The sequence below is a fragment of the Vibrio harveyi NBRC 15634 = ATCC 14126 = KCTC 12724 genome (assembly GCF_001591145.1).
Lineage (GTDB): Bacteria > Pseudomonadota > Gammaproteobacteria > Enterobacterales > Vibrionaceae > Vibrio > Vibrio harveyi.
Genome location: NZ_BCUF01000019.1, coordinates 33,088 through 48,735, shown reverse-complemented (window position 1 = coordinate 48,735; position 15,648 = coordinate 33,088). Strand labels below are relative to the sequence as shown.

Here is a 15,648-nt window from a genome sequence, read left to right as displayed (position 1 = left end):
CGGGAAAAGTGTCTCATGATTATACCCAGTGGTGACTAATCCACCAGCAATAAAAAGGACTCAGAATGAAAAAGGTGTTGGTACTTGGGGCTTCAGGATACATTGGTTCACAGCTTCTTCCACAACTGCTTGATAAAGGTTACATTGTCACGGCAGCGGCGCGTCATATTGACTATTTAGAATCCCGAACTCAGCCACACCCTAATCTCACACTCACTTATTTAGACCTCGCCGAAGCAGAAGCGACGCTCGAAATCGTGAATGATTTTGATTTGGTTTTCTTCCTTGTGCACGGTATGGCGCAAGGTCACGACTTTGTTGAATACGAATTAAACCTCGCAGAGAACTTCAAAAATGCCCTTGAGAAAAGTCGTGTAGAACACGTTATTTACTTAAGTGCAATTCAGCCTCAAACTGGCAACTCTCAACATTTGGCAGCACGCAAAGCGACGGGAAAGATCATTCGCCAAGCCGGTGTGCCTGTTACTGAACTTAGAGCTGGCGTAATTATCGGTCCCGGTTCTGCGGCATTCGAGATCATGCGCGACTTTGTCTATAACCTGCCGATTCTAATTGCACCTAAATGGGTAGACTCCAAAGCCAACCCAATCGCCCTACCCAACCTCAATCACTATTTGCTTGAATTGGCAGAAACCAAACCAACAGAAAGTGAAATTTATGAAGTTGGTGGCCCAGATACACTAAGTTATCGCGATCAATTTGAAGTAATCTGTAAGGTCACTAAGAAACCTTACCGACTTTGTTCAACACCCCTGCTGACACCTAAAATGGCATCGTATTGGTTAGCTATTGTGACATCTGTCCCCGCAAGTATTGGTAAAGCGCTACTTGCAGGTTTGGAACACGATTACATTGCTGATACCAAAGCCATTCATGAGCGATTCCCTCAAGAGCTGATCAGCTATGAGCAGTCCGTTACAGACACCATAGCAACTGAAGGGACTTTTGTGCGCAGTAATGTTTGGGGATTTGAGCCTGCAGCACTCAAACGTTGGCAACCAGGCTACGGGTACTATCCAAAACAAGCGGGAGCTAACATCAAGACAAAAGCCTCTGCGGAATCACTTTGGAAAGTCGCGCAAAAGATCGGAAGCCCGGAAAAAGGCTATTACTTTGCCAATCTCCTTTGGCGAACCCGCGAGTGGCTCGATATCTTCTTTGGTGGTGGGAAACCTATTCGAGTTTCACCACCAGGACCAGAGCTTAAGGTGGGTGACTTCATTGATTCATGGAAAGTCATTCGCTGTGAAGAGAACCTGTTCCTCTCACTGTTCTTTGGAATGAAAGGACCGGGACTTGGTCGTTTGGAAATCACGATTAAAGACGATGGCGAAGAGCGTGAGTTCGACATTACCGCATGGTGGCACCCACAAGGCTTTCCGGGCTTACTTTACTGGTTTGCGATGATGCCCGCGCACCTATTTATCTTTAAAGGAATGGTGAAAGCCATCGCCAAAGAAGCAGAAGTGCTGGAAAGCCAAAGCAAAGTCCAACCTGACGGTTAAGGCAATAATCGGCGGATATTTTCTAGATGAGCAAGTATTTCTTGCTTGTCATAAAGTGTATCCGCCTTTGCTGATGTGCTTTGTCGTTCAACCAAGCTGACAGGCAATACTTCTGACACAACACCTTGCCCTTTTTCCATCTGACTCAGCACTAACTTGACCGCCCTTCGTCCAAGTTCGTTGAAATCTTGCTTAATCGTTGTCAGAGGGGGTGAGAAAAATTGGCTATCTTGAATGCCATCAAACCCAACCACAGATACGGTTTTAGGTACATTAATACCCGCCTCCGAAAGCGCGCATAACACGCCAAGCGCCATCTGATCATTCGCCACCAATACAGCATCAAAAGGGACACCTTTTAACACGGCATCTTTAATGGCGTTGTATCCACTAACTGCTTGCCAGTCCCCCTCATAGAATGCCGTTTGCATCAGTCCATGCTGCTGAATCTGTGACTGCCATTCTTGGTAACGAATCTGAGAAGCCGTGGATGCCTTTGGTCCAGAAATGCACACAAAAGATTCGCGTTTGTACTCAATCAAATGGGAGATCGCCAAATTTGCCCCAGATTTATGATCACAACTGAGAGAATTAACGGGCGTCCCCTCGGGTACATCGATAAAAACCAGCGTGAGCTGACTGAACTGCTCCACTAGGGTCTCTGCCATCTCTCTGGTTACCGGAGCGTTGATAATAATGGCATCAACTTGTTGGGCAATAAGCTCTCGGATTGCACTACGGAATTCCTCAATGGAGTTGTCACCTAACACTGCCAGCGCCGTCGCGTAATCCATCTCATGTGCTTGGTTGCGAACGCCATTAGCAATAAGAGCCACACCGTGCAGTGAGATATCCAAAGAGACAATACCGATGATCCGCGACTTCGCTCGGCTCAACATTTGTGCCCCTTTGTTCGGCACGTATCCAAGCTTTTTGATTGCGTCGTTAACTCGCTTTCGTGTTTCTTCTGCGACGTTATCCGCGCCGTTGGTTACGCGCGATACGGTTTGCGTCGAGACACCTGCTAACCGTGCAACATCTTTAAACGTAACTGCCACTGCGTTCTCCTATTCTGATTTGCTGTTCACTCTACCAAATTTATTCGAATGTTCTCGTGAACAATGTCGTAAAAAACATGAAAAAATGTTCCCGAAAACAGCAGATCTATCACACAAAACTGCGTTCTAAAACCTGTTCAAAGTCACATTTAAACGGCTATTCAATCGAAATAAAACCAAACAAGCGCATGATTATTTGCAGACTAAATATTTGCGAAAACAGAGAAACAACATGCAAAAAATTGTTCACTTAAAATCCAAGAATCACAGCATGATCATTAAAGTGGATCGTGTTCCTGAAATCCTTCATTGGGGCGCAAAAATCGCTCAGATCGATCCCGATTTAATGCTCTCAACCGAGCGCCCTATATCTCAGGCTCGCCTTGATGTCGACGTACCCTTATCACTCTGCCCTGAGTTGGGCAGCGGTCACTTTAATGCGCCTGGGATTGAGGGACATCGCAATGGCGAAGACTGGGCTCCCGTGTTCACAACCACATCCGTAGAGCACGATGACAACAGCGCGACATTTACCCTGCAAGATGACATTGCCGGTCTTGAATTATTGATTGAGCTACAACTGGACTTTAACAGTGATGTGGTACAAAAACGCATCACCGTAACAAACACAACTGCCGGTGAGTATTGCTTGGGTAAGCTCTCCTCTACTCTGCCACTTCCTAACCATGCAAACGAGCTGATGACGTTCCACGGGCGTTGGTGTCATGAGTTTCAGACTCAGCGTCTGAGCTTTGAGCATGGTGGCTTTATGCAAGAAAACCGCCGCGGTCGCACCTCTCACGAAAACTTCCCAGGTTTGTTCGCGGGCACCAATGGCTTTAGTGAGCAATTGGGGCAAGTTTGGGGCTTTCACCTTGGTTGGAGTGGTAACCATCAACTGCGTGCCGATGTTCGTAGTGACGGTCGCCGTTTTGTTCAAGCAGGTGAACTACTACTGTCTGGTGAAAAGCACTTACAAAGCGGTGAAACCTACCAATCACCATGGCTTTACGCGACATACAGTAACTCGGGTTTGAATGGAATATCAGAGCGATTCCACGAGTTCGTTCGTGCCAATATTATTCAATTTCCAAACAACAAGCCTCGTCCTGTTCATTTAAACACGTGGGAAGGCATCTACTTCGATCATAAACCTGAATACATCATGCAGATGGCGACCGAAGCCGCCGAGATGGGTGTCGAGCGCTTCATCATTGATGATGGTTGGTTCATAGGTCGTGATGGCGAACGCGCTGCACTCGGTGATTGGTACTTGGATGAAACAAAGTACCCAAATGGTCTTGAGCCTGTCATCGAGCACGTAAACAACAAAGGCATGGAGTTTGGTCTTTGGGTTGAGCCAGAGATGGTCAGCCAAGACTCAAATCTATATCGCCAACACCCAGATTGGGTATTAAGTCTGCAAGGCTACCACCAGCCCTCCGGTCGCTGGCAATACGTGTTGGATTTGCAAAACCAAGATTGCTTCAACTACCTGTTTGAACGTTTGAATGACTTACTGACTCGTTACAACATCGGTTACCTGAAATGGGACATGAACCGTGAATTGGTTCAACCAGGGCACCAAGGTAAACCTGCTGTGCATGGTCAAACTAAAGCGCTTTACCGCTTGCTGGACGAGCTTCAAGCTGCGCACCCTGCGGTTGAAATTGAGTCTTGCTCTTCGGGTGGTGGTCGTATTGATTTTGAAATCCTGAAACGCACTCACCGTTTCTGGGCTTCTGATTGTAACGATGCGCTGGAACGTCAAGCGATTCAACGTGGTATGAGCTACTTCTTCCCACCTGAAGTTATGGGCGCTCACATTGGTCCTGCAGAGTGTCACTCAACCAATCGTCGCCATGCGATCAACATGCGTGGAGTGACGGCGTTAAGTGGTCACATGGGTGTGGAGCTCGATCCAGTAAAAGAAAGCACGGAAGAAAAACAGGCTTTTGCTCATTACATTCAACTGCACAAACAGTATCGCGATTTGCTTCATTCGGGACGTACTTTCCGCATCGACCCTGCCGATCAAAACCAGAACATCTATGGCGTTGAGAACGGACAAGAGATGCTGATTACGGTGTGTCAGTTAGCAATGCCAAATCATGCGCTGCCATCTCCACTCCGCGTCAGTTGTGCGGATGAAAATGCCCGTTACGAAGTCAAGATTGTTGAAATGCCAAAGACCAGCTTCCAGTTGATGAAGCAACGTCCGCAATGGCTAGACAAAACCCTGACGTTAAGTGGCGATAACTTAAAGGAAATTGGGGTGACGCTTCCGATTCTCGACCCTGAATCGGCACTGATTGTACACCTTAAGAAAATTTAAACCTCTATCTGTGCCCTCTAGCGACCGGGTTTCAACTTCGCGTTGTTCCTGATAAAACACTCCTATACGCGCTAGAGGGACACCCTACAACTAACAAGCAAAACTTAATTGCTTAACTTGTTAAGGAAACAAAATGTCTATTACAGTATTACTTTCGTTCTTGCTGTTTACAGGCTTTGTTGTGGTGTTCACTTACAGCAAAGTTAAAAACGATAAAAACACCTCTCAAGACGGTTTCTTCCTTGGTGGACGAAGCTTAACAGGTGGGCTGATTGCCAGCTCCTTGATTCTTACCAACCTGAGTGCTACTAGCTTTGTTGGCATGAGTGCACAATCCTACACCCACAACATGAGTGTGATGGGTTGGGAAGTGGCATCTGGCGTTACACTGGTTATCATTGCGCTGCTGCTTGTTCCTCGCTACCTCAAGCAAGGCATCACTACTATTCCAGACTTCTTAGAAAGCCGGTACGACATGTCAGTGAAGAAGTTCGTTACCCTGTTGTTCTTGTGCCAATACGTCATCAACATTCTTCCTACCACTCTTTACGCTGGCGCAGTGGTGCTGGGCGAAATCTTTGATGTGCAAGGTTTACTGGGCATTTCTGAGTTCAGCTCTATCGCCCTTATTTCTGCCACTATCGGTTTGCTGGGTTTCTTCTATGCGATTTACGGCGGTCTAAAAGCCGTGGTAATTGCAGACACAATCAACGGCGTAGGCTTGATCACCGGCGGTTTGATGATCCCTGTATTTGGTCTGATGGCATTAGGCGGCGGTAACTTTATGGAAGGTTTAGACGTATTGCTGACTGCCGCCCCAGAAAAGCTGCAATCCGTAGGTAAAGAAACCGATCCACTACCGTTCTCTACCCTGTTCACAGGTCTATTGTTGGTGAACTTGTACTACTGGGGTACTGACCAATCTATTATCCAACGTGCACTTGGCGCGAAGAACCTGAAAGAAGGTCAGAAAGGTGTGATTCTCGCGGGTGCGATTAAAGTTATCTCTCCACTTTTCCTAATCATTCCGGGCATCATTGCTTTCCATATGTTTGGCGCAGATGCAGGCAATCCAGACACGATGTACACACGCTTGGTGAACGAGGTATTGCCTAAGCCGCTTGTTGGTTTCTTTGTTGCGGTCATGTTCGGCGCAATCCTAAGTACCTTTAACGGTGTATTGAACAGCTCAACAACCTTGTTTGCTTTGAACGTTTACAAGCCACTATTTGGCAAAGGCAAATCGGATGAAGAGTTAGTCGGGAAAGGTCGTATCTTCGGCGTTATCATTGCGATCATTTCGGTCTGTATTGCCCCTTTCATCATGTACGCACCAGAAGGCTTGTTCCAATACCTACAAATGGTTGCGGGCTTCTTTAGTGTGCCTATCTTCACCATCGTATTTGTAGGCTACATTTCCAAACGTGTACCGGCTATTGCCGCTAAAGTTGCTTTGGTCGTATTTGTTAGCTCTTACGCTGCGATGCAATTGGTCTTTGGTACATCAATCCACTTCCTACACCAATTGGCGATTCTATTCGTCGTGTGTACTGCTCTGATGTTTGCGATTGGTCACTTCATGCCACGTGAAACAGACTACGTAATGCCTGTAAATGAGAATATCGATGTGACGCCGTGGTCATTCCGCTTTGAAGCATCAGCGGTCATCATCTACATGGTATTGGGCGCTTACGTAATGTTCTCAGACTTCGGTTTTGTCTCAAGCGATCCGACTATCATGCAAGTGTACGGGTTCTGTGGTCTGGTCTTGATGTTCGGCGTGGTTTCTAACTACTTCATCAAGCGTAGAAAGCATAAGCAAGTGACTAAACTGAATGACATGTACATGCCATAAATAAGATCGATAAGTCACGGATATAAAAAATCGGAGCACAGGCTCCGATTTTTTATGATGCGATAGATGAATTAGTCTGCTTTAAATGACAGTGGAATCTCTGCCAATTGATTGCCTTCGTTCGCAGGGAAGATAAGGTACTCACCGTGGTATTTCACCATCGATTTGTAGTCAGTGACCTTGTGCACCATGTAACCTGCTTGCGATGCTTTTTCAACGAACTCTGCGTGGTTACCGCGAACAAACCAACTCATCGGTTTTACCAACAGCTCACCATCAAAACAGCTTTCACACTGGTCAGCACATAAGGCTAGTGAGTTTTGACCTTCTGTGTAGATTTGTACTTTACCGCAGCCAACTAACTGCTCAGAAGTTGACACTTCCCAGCCCGCTTGCTCCATCGCATCAAGAAACGCTTCAATGTCAGAATCTTTGATCACTTTAGACTCTTCACCTTCAGGGAAAAACTGCGCGTAAAAGCCTGAGATGCGTTTAAAGATAAATAGCAAACCAGCATCGTTGCCTTTTGAGCGACCTGCTTTTTGCCAACGCGTTAGATCATCACCCACAGCGCGACCAAAACGCTGTGATTTCAGCGCCTTGGTTACCCAACGAACCAAGTAATGATTGTTCGCTACTGGTGCATTTGCCAATTTACCAGAGCGATGCTCTTGGTCTAAATCTGCCAAAGCAGCGTTAACTAAATTTTGAATTTCTTTGGTGTAATTAGACATTACGCCTTTCTTCCTAAAGTCCAATAAAACAGTGCAGACAGCACTGAACAAGCAAACATAACAACGATCATCGGCCACGCAACGCCACCGGGCATTGCTGCAACAAGCGCACCAATCAATGAACCTGTGCCAAAGCGCAGAGTACCAGCAAGTGAAGATGCAGTGCCTGCCATCGTTGGGTAGCCACTTAACAGCAGCGCCATCGAGTTACTACCAATCGTAGACAAGGTTCCAATAAACAGCACTACAAATGGCACGATGCCCCACAAACCAAGATCAAGCATCCAACCAGCAAACAGTCCAATACCAGCAATCAACTGGATGGTTAGACCGAAGCGCAGCATAAAATGGGAACCGACCTTTTTCACCATGCGACCATTGAGACTGGTCATGATGATCATTGCCACAATGTTCAAGCCAAATAGGTAACCAAATTGGTCTGGCCGAACACCGTATAAATCGATATATATAAATGAACCCGCAGTCAGGAATGCAAACATGCCTGAGAACGAGAACGCACCTGAGAGCATTAACCCTAACGCTTCAGGGTTAGAACACAGACGTGCATAGTTACGAATCGTGGTTCTGAATCTTAATGGCTGACGGTTTTCTGGTTTCAATGTCTCTGGAATCATCCATAGAACAAGCAAGATCACCACAACCGCGAAGATAGCGAGCACCCAAAAGATTGAACGCCAACCGAACCAGATCGCGAGGTGACCACCAATCATCGGTGCAACCAAAGGTGCAATCGTGATCACCAACGTCACGAATGACATTGCACGCGCAAAATCTTCACGGTCAAACATATCTCGTACAACCGCTTGGATAATCACAGCCGCTGCCGCACCAGCAAAACCTTGTGCCGTACGCACATAAGTAAGCGCATCAATACCGTTAGTCGTTGCACTGACTACCGCTGCCAAACCAAAAAAGAGCACACCTAAAATGAGTACAGGTCGGCGACCATAGCTGTCGGCTAACGGACCATGAATCAGCTGACCTATTGCGAAGCCTGCTGTATAAGCCGTTAACGTAATCTGTACAGCACCTGCGGTTACACCAAGATCTTTAGCGATGGTTGGCATAGCCGGCAAATACATATCGATAGCAAGTGGCGTCAACGCACCAATTGCACCGAGTACAAGGAACAATAAAAAACTGATTTGTGACTGGGGAGCACTTTGGGCTTTTTCTGTCATTGCCTTACCTCTTGTTGTGTCCTCCCATCAACATTCCACATTGATTGAGATAGATGATTGACGCTTCCCTTACCCCGAATCCGTAACAATCACGGAGACAGTGCATAGTATCCTTACTATTGAGAAGATCATAAAAGACGAAAGTATACCAAGGCGGTCTTGCCTAACTCGACGCTAAAACCTGCATGATGAGTATGCAGAACGAAAAAGTAACCGAGCTAAAACGAAGAGGCGACGACGTTAACACCGTCTGTACTTATCGTCAGTAAGGACCAACAAGAGAAAAGACTTTTCTCAGATTAAATACAGTTCTGCCTGCGTTTATGAGCGGCGAATGCGCGTCTTGTTCAGACACTAAGACTTATTTGGTAGGAATCCCCATTCTGAGCGATTTCCTACCAAAACACTAGTTCCTATCAGGAATTAAACAATTTCCCAGAACAGCAATTACTTCCAACCAGAGTGAATCATTTCACTACTGATTCGACTTCTTCTTCTGTTAAGAATCGGTAATCACCCGGCTCAAGCGATTCATCAAGCACAATTGAACCAATACGCTCACGGTGAAGGTGTTCAACCTTGTTGCCGAGCGCAGCAAACATACGCTTCACTTGGTGGTATTTACCTTCCACAATCGTTAACAGCACTTCGTTTTCAGCTTCGTTTACAATTTCAAGGTGGGCAGGCAATGTTGGTTCGCGTTCATTACGTAACTCAATACCTTCGGCAAACTTTTCAACGTAATCAGGTTGAATCGCATCCACAAGCCATACGCGGTACGTCTTTTCACATTTGTGTTTTGGCGACGTAATACGGTGGGACCATTGACCATCGTCAGTGATCAACACAAGACCAGTAGTGTCCACATCCAAGCGACCAGCAAAGTGTAGGTTTTCTACCTTTGGCTCATCAAGCAACACGAATGCGGTTGGGTTATGCCCATCTTCATGTGAACACACAAAGTCCGCAGGCTTGTACAACATAATGTAACGAGGACCAGGAGCACCAACTTCGCGCCCTTCCCACTCAACCACACCACCTTCTGGCACTTTGAAAGCACCACTCTTTTGTACTTCGCCATCAACGGTCACTTCGCCACTTTTGATGATCTTCGTTGCCTGCTTGCGAGTCGCACCCAGCCCATCACACAAATATTTATCTAAACGCATGAATACCTCTAATGTTTAAGGTCGGGTATTATAGCGATCCTAATTCGAATAGTTGAGCAATTTCACAGATTTTCATGTACACCCTTCGACCATACCAAGCCGACTCTGTTAAAGCGGTGATTCACTATTTTCGTAAACACACCACACCAGCAGTCATTGTGCTGCCTACAGGTGCAGGTAAAAGCTTGGTCATTGCAGAGCTAGCAAGACTTGCCAAAGGGCGCGTCCTAGTACTTGCTCATGTAAAAGAGCTGGTGGAACAGAACCACGCTAAGTACGAAGGCTATGGACTGAAAGGCTCAATATTCTCAGCGGGTCTTGGACGTAAAGAAACCGATCAGCAAGTGGTGTTTGCTTCTGTACAATCAGTAGTGCGCAATCTGGACTCTTTCAAGAATCAATTTTCCTTGTTAGTGATTGATGAATGCCATCGCGTGCCAGACGAAAAAACCAGTAGCTACCAAAAAGTAATCACGCACCTAAGAGAACTCAACCCAGGCATTAAAGTTTTGGGGTTAACCGCAACCCCATACCGCTTAGGCATGGGCTGGATCTATCAGTATCACACCCGTGGACAAGTTCGCACGGAAGAGTCACGCTTTTTCCGAGACTGTATCTTCGAACTCCCTATCCGTTACTTACTGGATGAAAACTTCTTAACACCAGCTCGCATGATGGACGCGCCAGTCCTATCTTATGACTTCTCACAACTCAAACCAGCAAACACAGGTCGATACAAAGAAGCTGAGATGGACATGGTGATCGACAAAGCTAAGCGAGCGACACCACAGATCGTTGAACAAATCATTCAATACGCCAAAGAACGCAAAGGCGTAATGGTATTTGCTGCTACAGTTCGCCATGCACAAGAAATCCATGGTTTATTGCCTGGAGGCGAAACCGCGATTGTGATTGGTGACACGCCAACACCAGAGCGCGATGCCATTATTCAGTCGTTCAAGAATCGTGAGATAAAGTACTTGGTTAACGTGTCCGTTTTAACCACGGGCTTCGATGCACCACATGTGGATTTAATCGCGATTCTGCGCCCAACCGAGTCGGTCAGCTTGTATCAGCAAATTGTTGGTCGTGGTTTGCGTCTGTCGGAAGGCAAATCAGAATGTCTCGTACTGGATTACGCTGGCAACAGCTATGATTTATATCAGCCTGAAGTGGGCGATCCGAAGCCAGATTCCACTAGCGAAATCATCACCATCCCTTGCCCCGCTTGCGGCTTTAATAACAATTTCTGGGGAAAACTGGATAGCAATGGCTTTTTGCTGGAGCACTTTGGTCGTCGTTGCCAAGGATATTTTGAGGACGATGAGACCGGAGAACGTGAGCATTGCGGTTATCGATTTAGAGCTAAATATTGCGGCGAATGTGGCGCTGATAACGACATTGCAGCGCGTATTTGTCATGAGTGTGATGCCACGCTGGTTGATCCAGACAAAAAGCTCAAGGAAGCATTGAACCTAAAAGATGCGCTGATCTTTGAATGTACCGAGATGGACTTGTCAGTATTTAAGTCCAGTGATGGCAAATCACAGTTGAAAGTGACGTATTCCGGTGAAACCTATCAAGGAGAAGGAAATGCATTGGTTCACGAATTCTGGTCACTGAATACCAAAAAACAGAAGCAAATCTTCAAAGACCAGTTTGTACGCCCTCACCTTGCTGACAAACATCGTCCATTTGAAGAGGCGTCGCCAACCAGAGTCGTGGCAAACCAGCATCGTTTCCGTCTGCCACAATTCGTGATTGCTAGAAAGTCAGGGCGTTTTTGGAAACTGCGCGATAAGATCTTTGACGACGAACTAAGATAAGCGAATGCTCACGAATTCACTTTCTGTTCATGTACAGCACGATATAATCGTCGTAACTCATTGAAAAAGGCTTTGCTATGTCTACCTCCTTCACTCCGCGCAAACTTCCCGTGCTGCTAGGCTTAGTGCCACTTTTATTGTCAGCACCAAGTTTTGCATCTCACCATGATCATCATGATGAAAAAGATGGTCATGCCATCGTTCGTGACGTTGAGAAACCGGGAACTCGAATTGAATTCGATGAAGATCAAGATGAAGTCTATCGTGCCGTTCAAAAAGGTTACATTCGCCCATTCTCCGATATGTACGCAGCAGTGGAGAATGATTTGTATGGGCGTATTATTAAAGTTGAACTTGAAGAAGACGATGACGAATGGGTTTACGAGCTGAAAATCTTGTTCAATGACAGTGTGATAAAAGTGGAATACGACGCTGCCACACTAGAGATGCTCGAGATCAAAGGGCGTAACTTCAATAAAGCTCTTAAGCCGCAGTAACCGATATCCAAACATAATTAGAAGAAAGAATATGAAAATACTTGTTGTCGAAGATGAACCTCGCCTAGGCGAACAGATTTTAGAAACGTTGGAAAACAATGGCTGGGTACCAGAACTTTCCCAAGATGGTATCGACGCGCTTTACCGTGCGACCTCTGAAGAATGGGATGCAATTGTGCTCGATCTAGGTTTACCAAAACTAGATGGTCTAACGGTCCTTAAAGGTATTCGAGACGAAAACATTAATACGCCAGTTGTTATTTTGAGTGCCCGTGACACATTATCTCAACGTGTTGAGGGTTTGAATGCCGGAGCCGACGATTATCTAACCAAGCCATTTGAAATGGTTGAGCTAACGGCTCGCCTTCGCGCTCAATTACGCCGTGCTTCAGGTAACGCCTCACCTGTCATGCAGATTGGTGATTTGAGTTTAGATACACGCTCCTCAAAAGTACTGTGGCAAGGACAAGCGGTCAGCTTAACCGCATTGGAATATAAAGTTGTTGCCTACTTTATGCACAACCCAGAGAAAGTCATTTCTCGTACCGAGTTGGTAGAACACATCTACAAGCAAGACTTCGACCGTGACTCAAACACCATCGAAGTGTTCATCGGTCGTATTCGCAAGAAGATCGCCCCAAAAATCATCAAAACCGTCCGCGGTTTAGGGTATCAATTGAATGCGGAATAGAAGCAAACTTCCCATGCACATTCTTAAGCGGCTGAGCATCAAAAGCCGCTTAGTGCTAGCGGCGGTCGTTTGGCTCACTGCGATGATCCTCGCGGCGGGCGTCACGATCCCAACCCAAGTTTACAGCTATATGGTGGACGACACTCGCTCCCAATTGAATGTCTACATGGACGAGATTGCCGCCCAGCTCGAAGTCGACAGTAAAGGTCAACTCACCCTTCCTACTCAACTTTCCGACCCAAGATTTAATCGTCCATACAGTGGTCTTTACTGGAGCGCATCAACGGACACAAGCCTAGAACGTTCGCGTTCACTATGGGATAAGAAAATTGAGTACAAAGGATTGGATAAAGACGCCTTTGGTGCACGTGATGAAAAACTTATCACGTTGAAAAAGACCCTTTATCTACCGGATTACGATGGTCCCATTGATGTCATCATCGGCATTGACGAAGATCCAATTGAAGGCACGATTCAGTCTTTAACTGGGCAGCTTTGGATCATTTTAGGATTGCTCTTTGCTGGTGTTCTTGCGGTTATCTTGCTGCAAATCGCCTGGTCATTGAGTCCGCTAACCAAGCTGCAAAGAGAGTTAGCCGAACTGAAATCAGGCAACAAGAAAGGCTTGGAAGAAGACTATCCGAAAGAAATCTCACCTTTGATTTCTGACCTTAATGCCCTGCTCTTTCACTATCAAGAGCTACTTGAACGTGCACGCAATCATGCAGGAAACTTATCTCACGCGCTGAAAACACCACTTTCGGTTTTAAAAAACGAAGTGCAAAACTTCACGCCTGAAGAACAAGAACGCTTGAACGCGCCAATCACACAGATCCAACAACACATCGATTACCACTTAGGTCGCGCTCGTATGGCTGGCTCAATGAACATTCTTTCGGTGAAATCGAACCCTTCAGAGCGCGTTGATGCCATATCCATGGCGTTTGACAAGGTCTACGCACATCGTGACGTCACACTGATTAACGAGCTTGATTCTGAATTGAACGTTGCCGTAGAGAAAACCGATTTGGATGAAATGGTGGGAAACTTACTGGAAAATGGCTACAAATGGGCGAACAGCATCATTCGTGTTCATTCAACGTTAGATAAAGACAACATTCATATCATTGTTGAAGACGACGGTCCGGGTATTCCTCCTGAGCAATTATGCCAAGTAATAAAGCGTGGCTACCGTCTGGATGAAACAACGCCAGGATCCGGTTTAGGTTTAAACATTGTCAGTGAAATGGCGCACAGTTACCGCGGTCAACTTGAATTATCAGAGAGTAAAATGGGAGGGTTAAAAGCCACCTTGATTCTGCAAAAGAGCCGCGCTTAAGTCAGCTTACATCAGTCACTCACAGTATTACTTTAAAATGGCACTTATCGATTTATTCGCTAGGTGCCATTTTTATATACCCAAGTAACCTCAAGATGCTTGGGTATATCTAAATAGCGCTTTGATTGGGTAAGTTTAATGCTAGCGATGGTTCACTAATCAACAGCACATTCCCATCCGAATAATAGTCGTGCTTACTATCCATTGCGACAGGTTGCGCTAACGAATGTAACTCTCCGACTAGCGCTAAATGACTGACTTCAATTTGATTCGCTAGACGGTCTCTTTCGCTGTCCACATTAGGATCTATTCGATGCAATACCGTCACAATACCCGAGTAATGCGCCAACTTGAGACCGTCATCGTAACTAATCGCTCCGACCCAAATCGGTTGACCAGACTTTGATTCTAACCCTGCTTGCCACCAGCGAACATGAGAGCGTTTTAACAAACTTCCGGGCTCTTGGAATGCCATCGACTGTGGCTTGCCATTCCAAAACAAATCAGAAACGGGCGGCAGCTTCTGCTTCAATAAGCTCACATAGTCTGCCAATTCAATGTCGTTTCTTGAAAAGGTTTGATTCTCTAGCCAGCCGAGCTCTTGCATTAGGCTTCGCGGGGATTCTCCGACGTACACCAAGTTGACTGCCTGAGCGTCAAACACATTCGAGCGCCCCGGATAAACCTTAAAGCCGATATCATTAAGGACTATCGATTGATTTTCAGTAACGCCGGGTTGTTCAATATTGTCATCTGCTAGATAGAAAAAGTGTCCATAATTCGCAGCAACTAAACATAACACTAAAGCCGTTAGGGATTTGGTCCATTTACGTGACCAGTTTTTCTTCCAAGCCACAAGAGCGAATACAGAAGCGATGAGTACTGAGGCAATAAGAAGCTTATGCTCAACAAGGATGAACTTTATGGAATCAAGTGGAATCCATGTGTTAAGACCCGCAGCAAGCAAATACCCAGCAACGACAAATTGCCCAACACCAAGTATCAATCCAATTGATGAACAGACAGTAAAACGCTTCCAACTCACATTCGCAGTACCCGCCATAAATGGCACGACCCAAGCAACAGGTCCGAGTAAGCGTGCAAAGATCAAAATGGCATTGCCGCGTTTTTTCATCAACAAACGACAACGAGCGATTGGACGCCTTGTCTTGGCTTGCCAACGAATCAGCTTCTTCTGTGCTTTAGAGCCAGAACGCTTACCAATAAAGTAACTGAGTTGATCGCCAACCCAACCGCCCAACAAAACGGCGACAACGCCCCAAATCACACCTTGGTGCAATTGATAGCCCGCAGCGAGCAAAAACGGCTCGCCCGGGACAAAGAGGTTAGGTCCAATCGTTGCATCCAGAAATGCTCCGAAAAACAGACTGATTGCTTCCAGCATGCAGCCTCCGA

The 15,648-nt window shown here is 46.2% G+C and carries 12 protein-coding genes; 7 read left to right on the top strand and 5 right to left on the bottom strand.

Annotated features, from left to right (window positions below; genetic code table 11):
• Window positions 1-65: 65 nt before the first annotated feature.
• Window positions 66-1,526, top strand: coding sequence for a DUF2867 domain-containing protein (locus VHA02S_RS11750; RefSeq protein ID WP_038898850.1), 1,461 nt, complete (start codon window positions 66-68; stop codon window positions 1,524-1,526).
• On the opposite strand, the gene VHA02S_RS11745 is transcribed toward VHA02S_RS11750, so the two are convergent.
• Window positions 1,523-2,584, bottom strand: coding sequence for a LacI family DNA-binding transcriptional regulator (locus VHA02S_RS11745; RefSeq protein ID WP_009702488.1), 1,062 nt, complete (start codon window positions 2,582-2,584; stop codon window positions 1,523-1,525). The two genes, VHA02S_RS11750 and VHA02S_RS11745, sit on opposite strands and share 4 nt — an antisense overlap.
• Window positions 2,585-2,816: 232 nt before the next feature.
• On the opposite strand from VHA02S_RS11745, the gene VHA02S_RS11740 reads away from it, so the two are divergent.
• Window positions 2,817-4,919, top strand: a complete 2,103-nt coding sequence (locus VHA02S_RS11740) for an alpha-galactosidase (RefSeq protein WP_038898848.1) — start codon at window positions 2,817-2,819, stop codon at window positions 4,917-4,919.
• 133 nt (window positions 4,920-5,052) lie between these two features.
• Window positions 5,053-6,774, top strand: coding sequence for a solute:sodium symporter family transporter (locus tag VHA02S_RS11735; protein ID WP_038898847.1), 1,722 nt, complete (start codon window positions 5,053-5,055; stop codon window positions 6,772-6,774).
• Window positions 6,775-6,845: 71 nt separating this feature from the next.
• Here the strand turns inward: VHA02S_RS11735 and VHA02S_RS11730 are convergent, their stop codons facing one another.
• The 3 genes from VHA02S_RS11730 to rsuA all read right to left on the bottom strand — a co-directional run bounded on the left by VHA02S_RS11730 (window position 6,846) and on the right by rsuA (window position 9,879).
• The gene (locus VHA02S_RS11730; protein ID WP_005450612.1) at window positions 6,846-7,508 is read right to left on the bottom strand and encodes a DUF2913 family protein; all 663 of its coding nucleotides are present in this window, start codon (window positions 7,506-7,508) and stop codon (window positions 6,846-6,848) included.
• Window positions 7,508-8,710, bottom strand: coding sequence for a Bcr/CflA family multidrug efflux MFS transporter (locus tag VHA02S_RS11725; protein ID WP_005450614.1), 1,203 nt, complete (start codon window positions 8,708-8,710; stop codon window positions 7,508-7,510). Before VHA02S_RS11725 ends, VHA02S_RS11730 begins: the two co-directional genes overlap by 1 nt.
• A 467-nt stretch (window positions 8,711-9,177) precedes the next feature.
• Window positions 9,178-9,879, bottom strand: a complete 702-nt coding sequence (gene rsuA, locus VHA02S_RS11720; RefSeq protein WP_009698137.1) for a 16S rRNA pseudouridine(516) synthase RsuA — start codon at window positions 9,877-9,879, stop codon at window positions 9,178-9,180.
• A 74-nt stretch (window positions 9,880-9,953) separates the two neighbouring features.
• Between rsuA and radD the strand changes: the two genes are divergently transcribed.
• From radD to VHA02S_RS11700, 4 genes are all read left to right on the top strand, one after another.
• Window positions 9,954-11,705 (top strand): DNA repair helicase RadD, encoded by a 1,752-nt coding sequence (gene radD, locus VHA02S_RS11715; protein ID WP_038898846.1) that lies wholly within the window; start codon window positions 9,954-9,956, stop codon window positions 11,703-11,705.
• A gap of 77 nt (window positions 11,706-11,782) precedes the next feature.
• Window positions 11,783-12,202, top strand: a complete 420-nt coding sequence (locus tag VHA02S_RS11710; protein ID WP_005450617.1) for a PepSY domain-containing protein — start codon at window positions 11,783-11,785, stop codon at window positions 12,200-12,202.
• A gap of 31 nt (window positions 12,203-12,233) precedes the next feature.
• Window positions 12,234-12,893, top strand: a complete 660-nt coding sequence (locus VHA02S_RS11705; RefSeq protein WP_005442273.1) for a response regulator transcription factor — start codon at window positions 12,234-12,236, stop codon at window positions 12,891-12,893.
• Window positions 12,883-14,232: an ATP-binding protein gene (locus VHA02S_RS11700; RefSeq protein ID WP_029789443.1), complete on the top strand. Its 1,350-nt coding sequence runs from the start codon at window positions 12,883-12,885 to the stop codon at window positions 14,230-14,232. The genes VHA02S_RS11705 and VHA02S_RS11700 overlap by 11 nt, the downstream gene beginning before the upstream one ends.
• Before the next feature lie 109 nt (window positions 14,233-14,341).
• On the opposite strand, the gene VHA02S_RS11695 is transcribed toward VHA02S_RS11700, so the two are convergent.
• Window positions 14,342-15,637 (bottom strand): LssY C-terminal domain-containing protein, encoded by a 1,296-nt coding sequence (locus VHA02S_RS11695; protein ID WP_009698140.1) that lies wholly within the window; start codon window positions 15,635-15,637, stop codon window positions 14,342-14,344.
• Between the last annotated feature and the right edge of the window lie 11 nt (window positions 15,638-15,648).

Coding starts and splice junctions, on each gene's coding strand:
- VHA02S_RS11750 (WP_038898850.1), top strand. CDS start 66: ATGAAAAAGGTGTTGGTACTTGGGGCTTCAGGATACATTGGTTCACAG.
- VHA02S_RS11740 (WP_038898848.1), top strand. CDS start 2,817: ATGCAAAAAATTGTTCACTTAAAATCCAAGAATCACAGCATGATCATT.
- VHA02S_RS11735 (WP_038898847.1), top strand. CDS start 5,053: ATGTCTATTACAGTATTACTTTCGTTCTTGCTGTTTACAGGCTTTGTT.
- VHA02S_RS11730 (WP_005450612.1), bottom strand. CDS start 7,508: ATGTCTAATTACACCAAAGAAATTCAAAATTTAGTTAACGCTGCTTTG.
- VHA02S_RS11725 (WP_005450614.1), bottom strand. CDS start 8,710: ATGACAGAAAAAGCCCAAAGTGCTCCCCAGTCACAAATCAGTTTTTTA.
- rsuA (WP_009698137.1), bottom strand. CDS start 9,879: ATGCGTTTAGATAAATATTTGTGTGATGGGCTGGGTGCGACTCGCAAG.
- radD (WP_038898846.1), top strand. CDS start 9,954: ATGTACACCCTTCGACCATACCAAGCCGACTCTGTTAAAGCGGTGATT.
- VHA02S_RS11710 (WP_005450617.1), top strand. CDS start 11,783: ATGTCTACCTCCTTCACTCCGCGCAAACTTCCCGTGCTGCTAGGCTTA.
- VHA02S_RS11705 (WP_005442273.1), top strand. CDS start 12,234: ATGAAAATACTTGTTGTCGAAGATGAACCTCGCCTAGGCGAACAGATT.
- VHA02S_RS11700 (WP_029789443.1), top strand. CDS start 12,883: ATGCGGAATAGAAGCAAACTTCCCATGCACATTCTTAAGCGGCTGAGC.
- VHA02S_RS11695 (WP_009698140.1), bottom strand. CDS start 15,637: ATGCTGGAAGCAATCAGTCTGTTTTTCGGAGCATTTCTGGATGCAACG.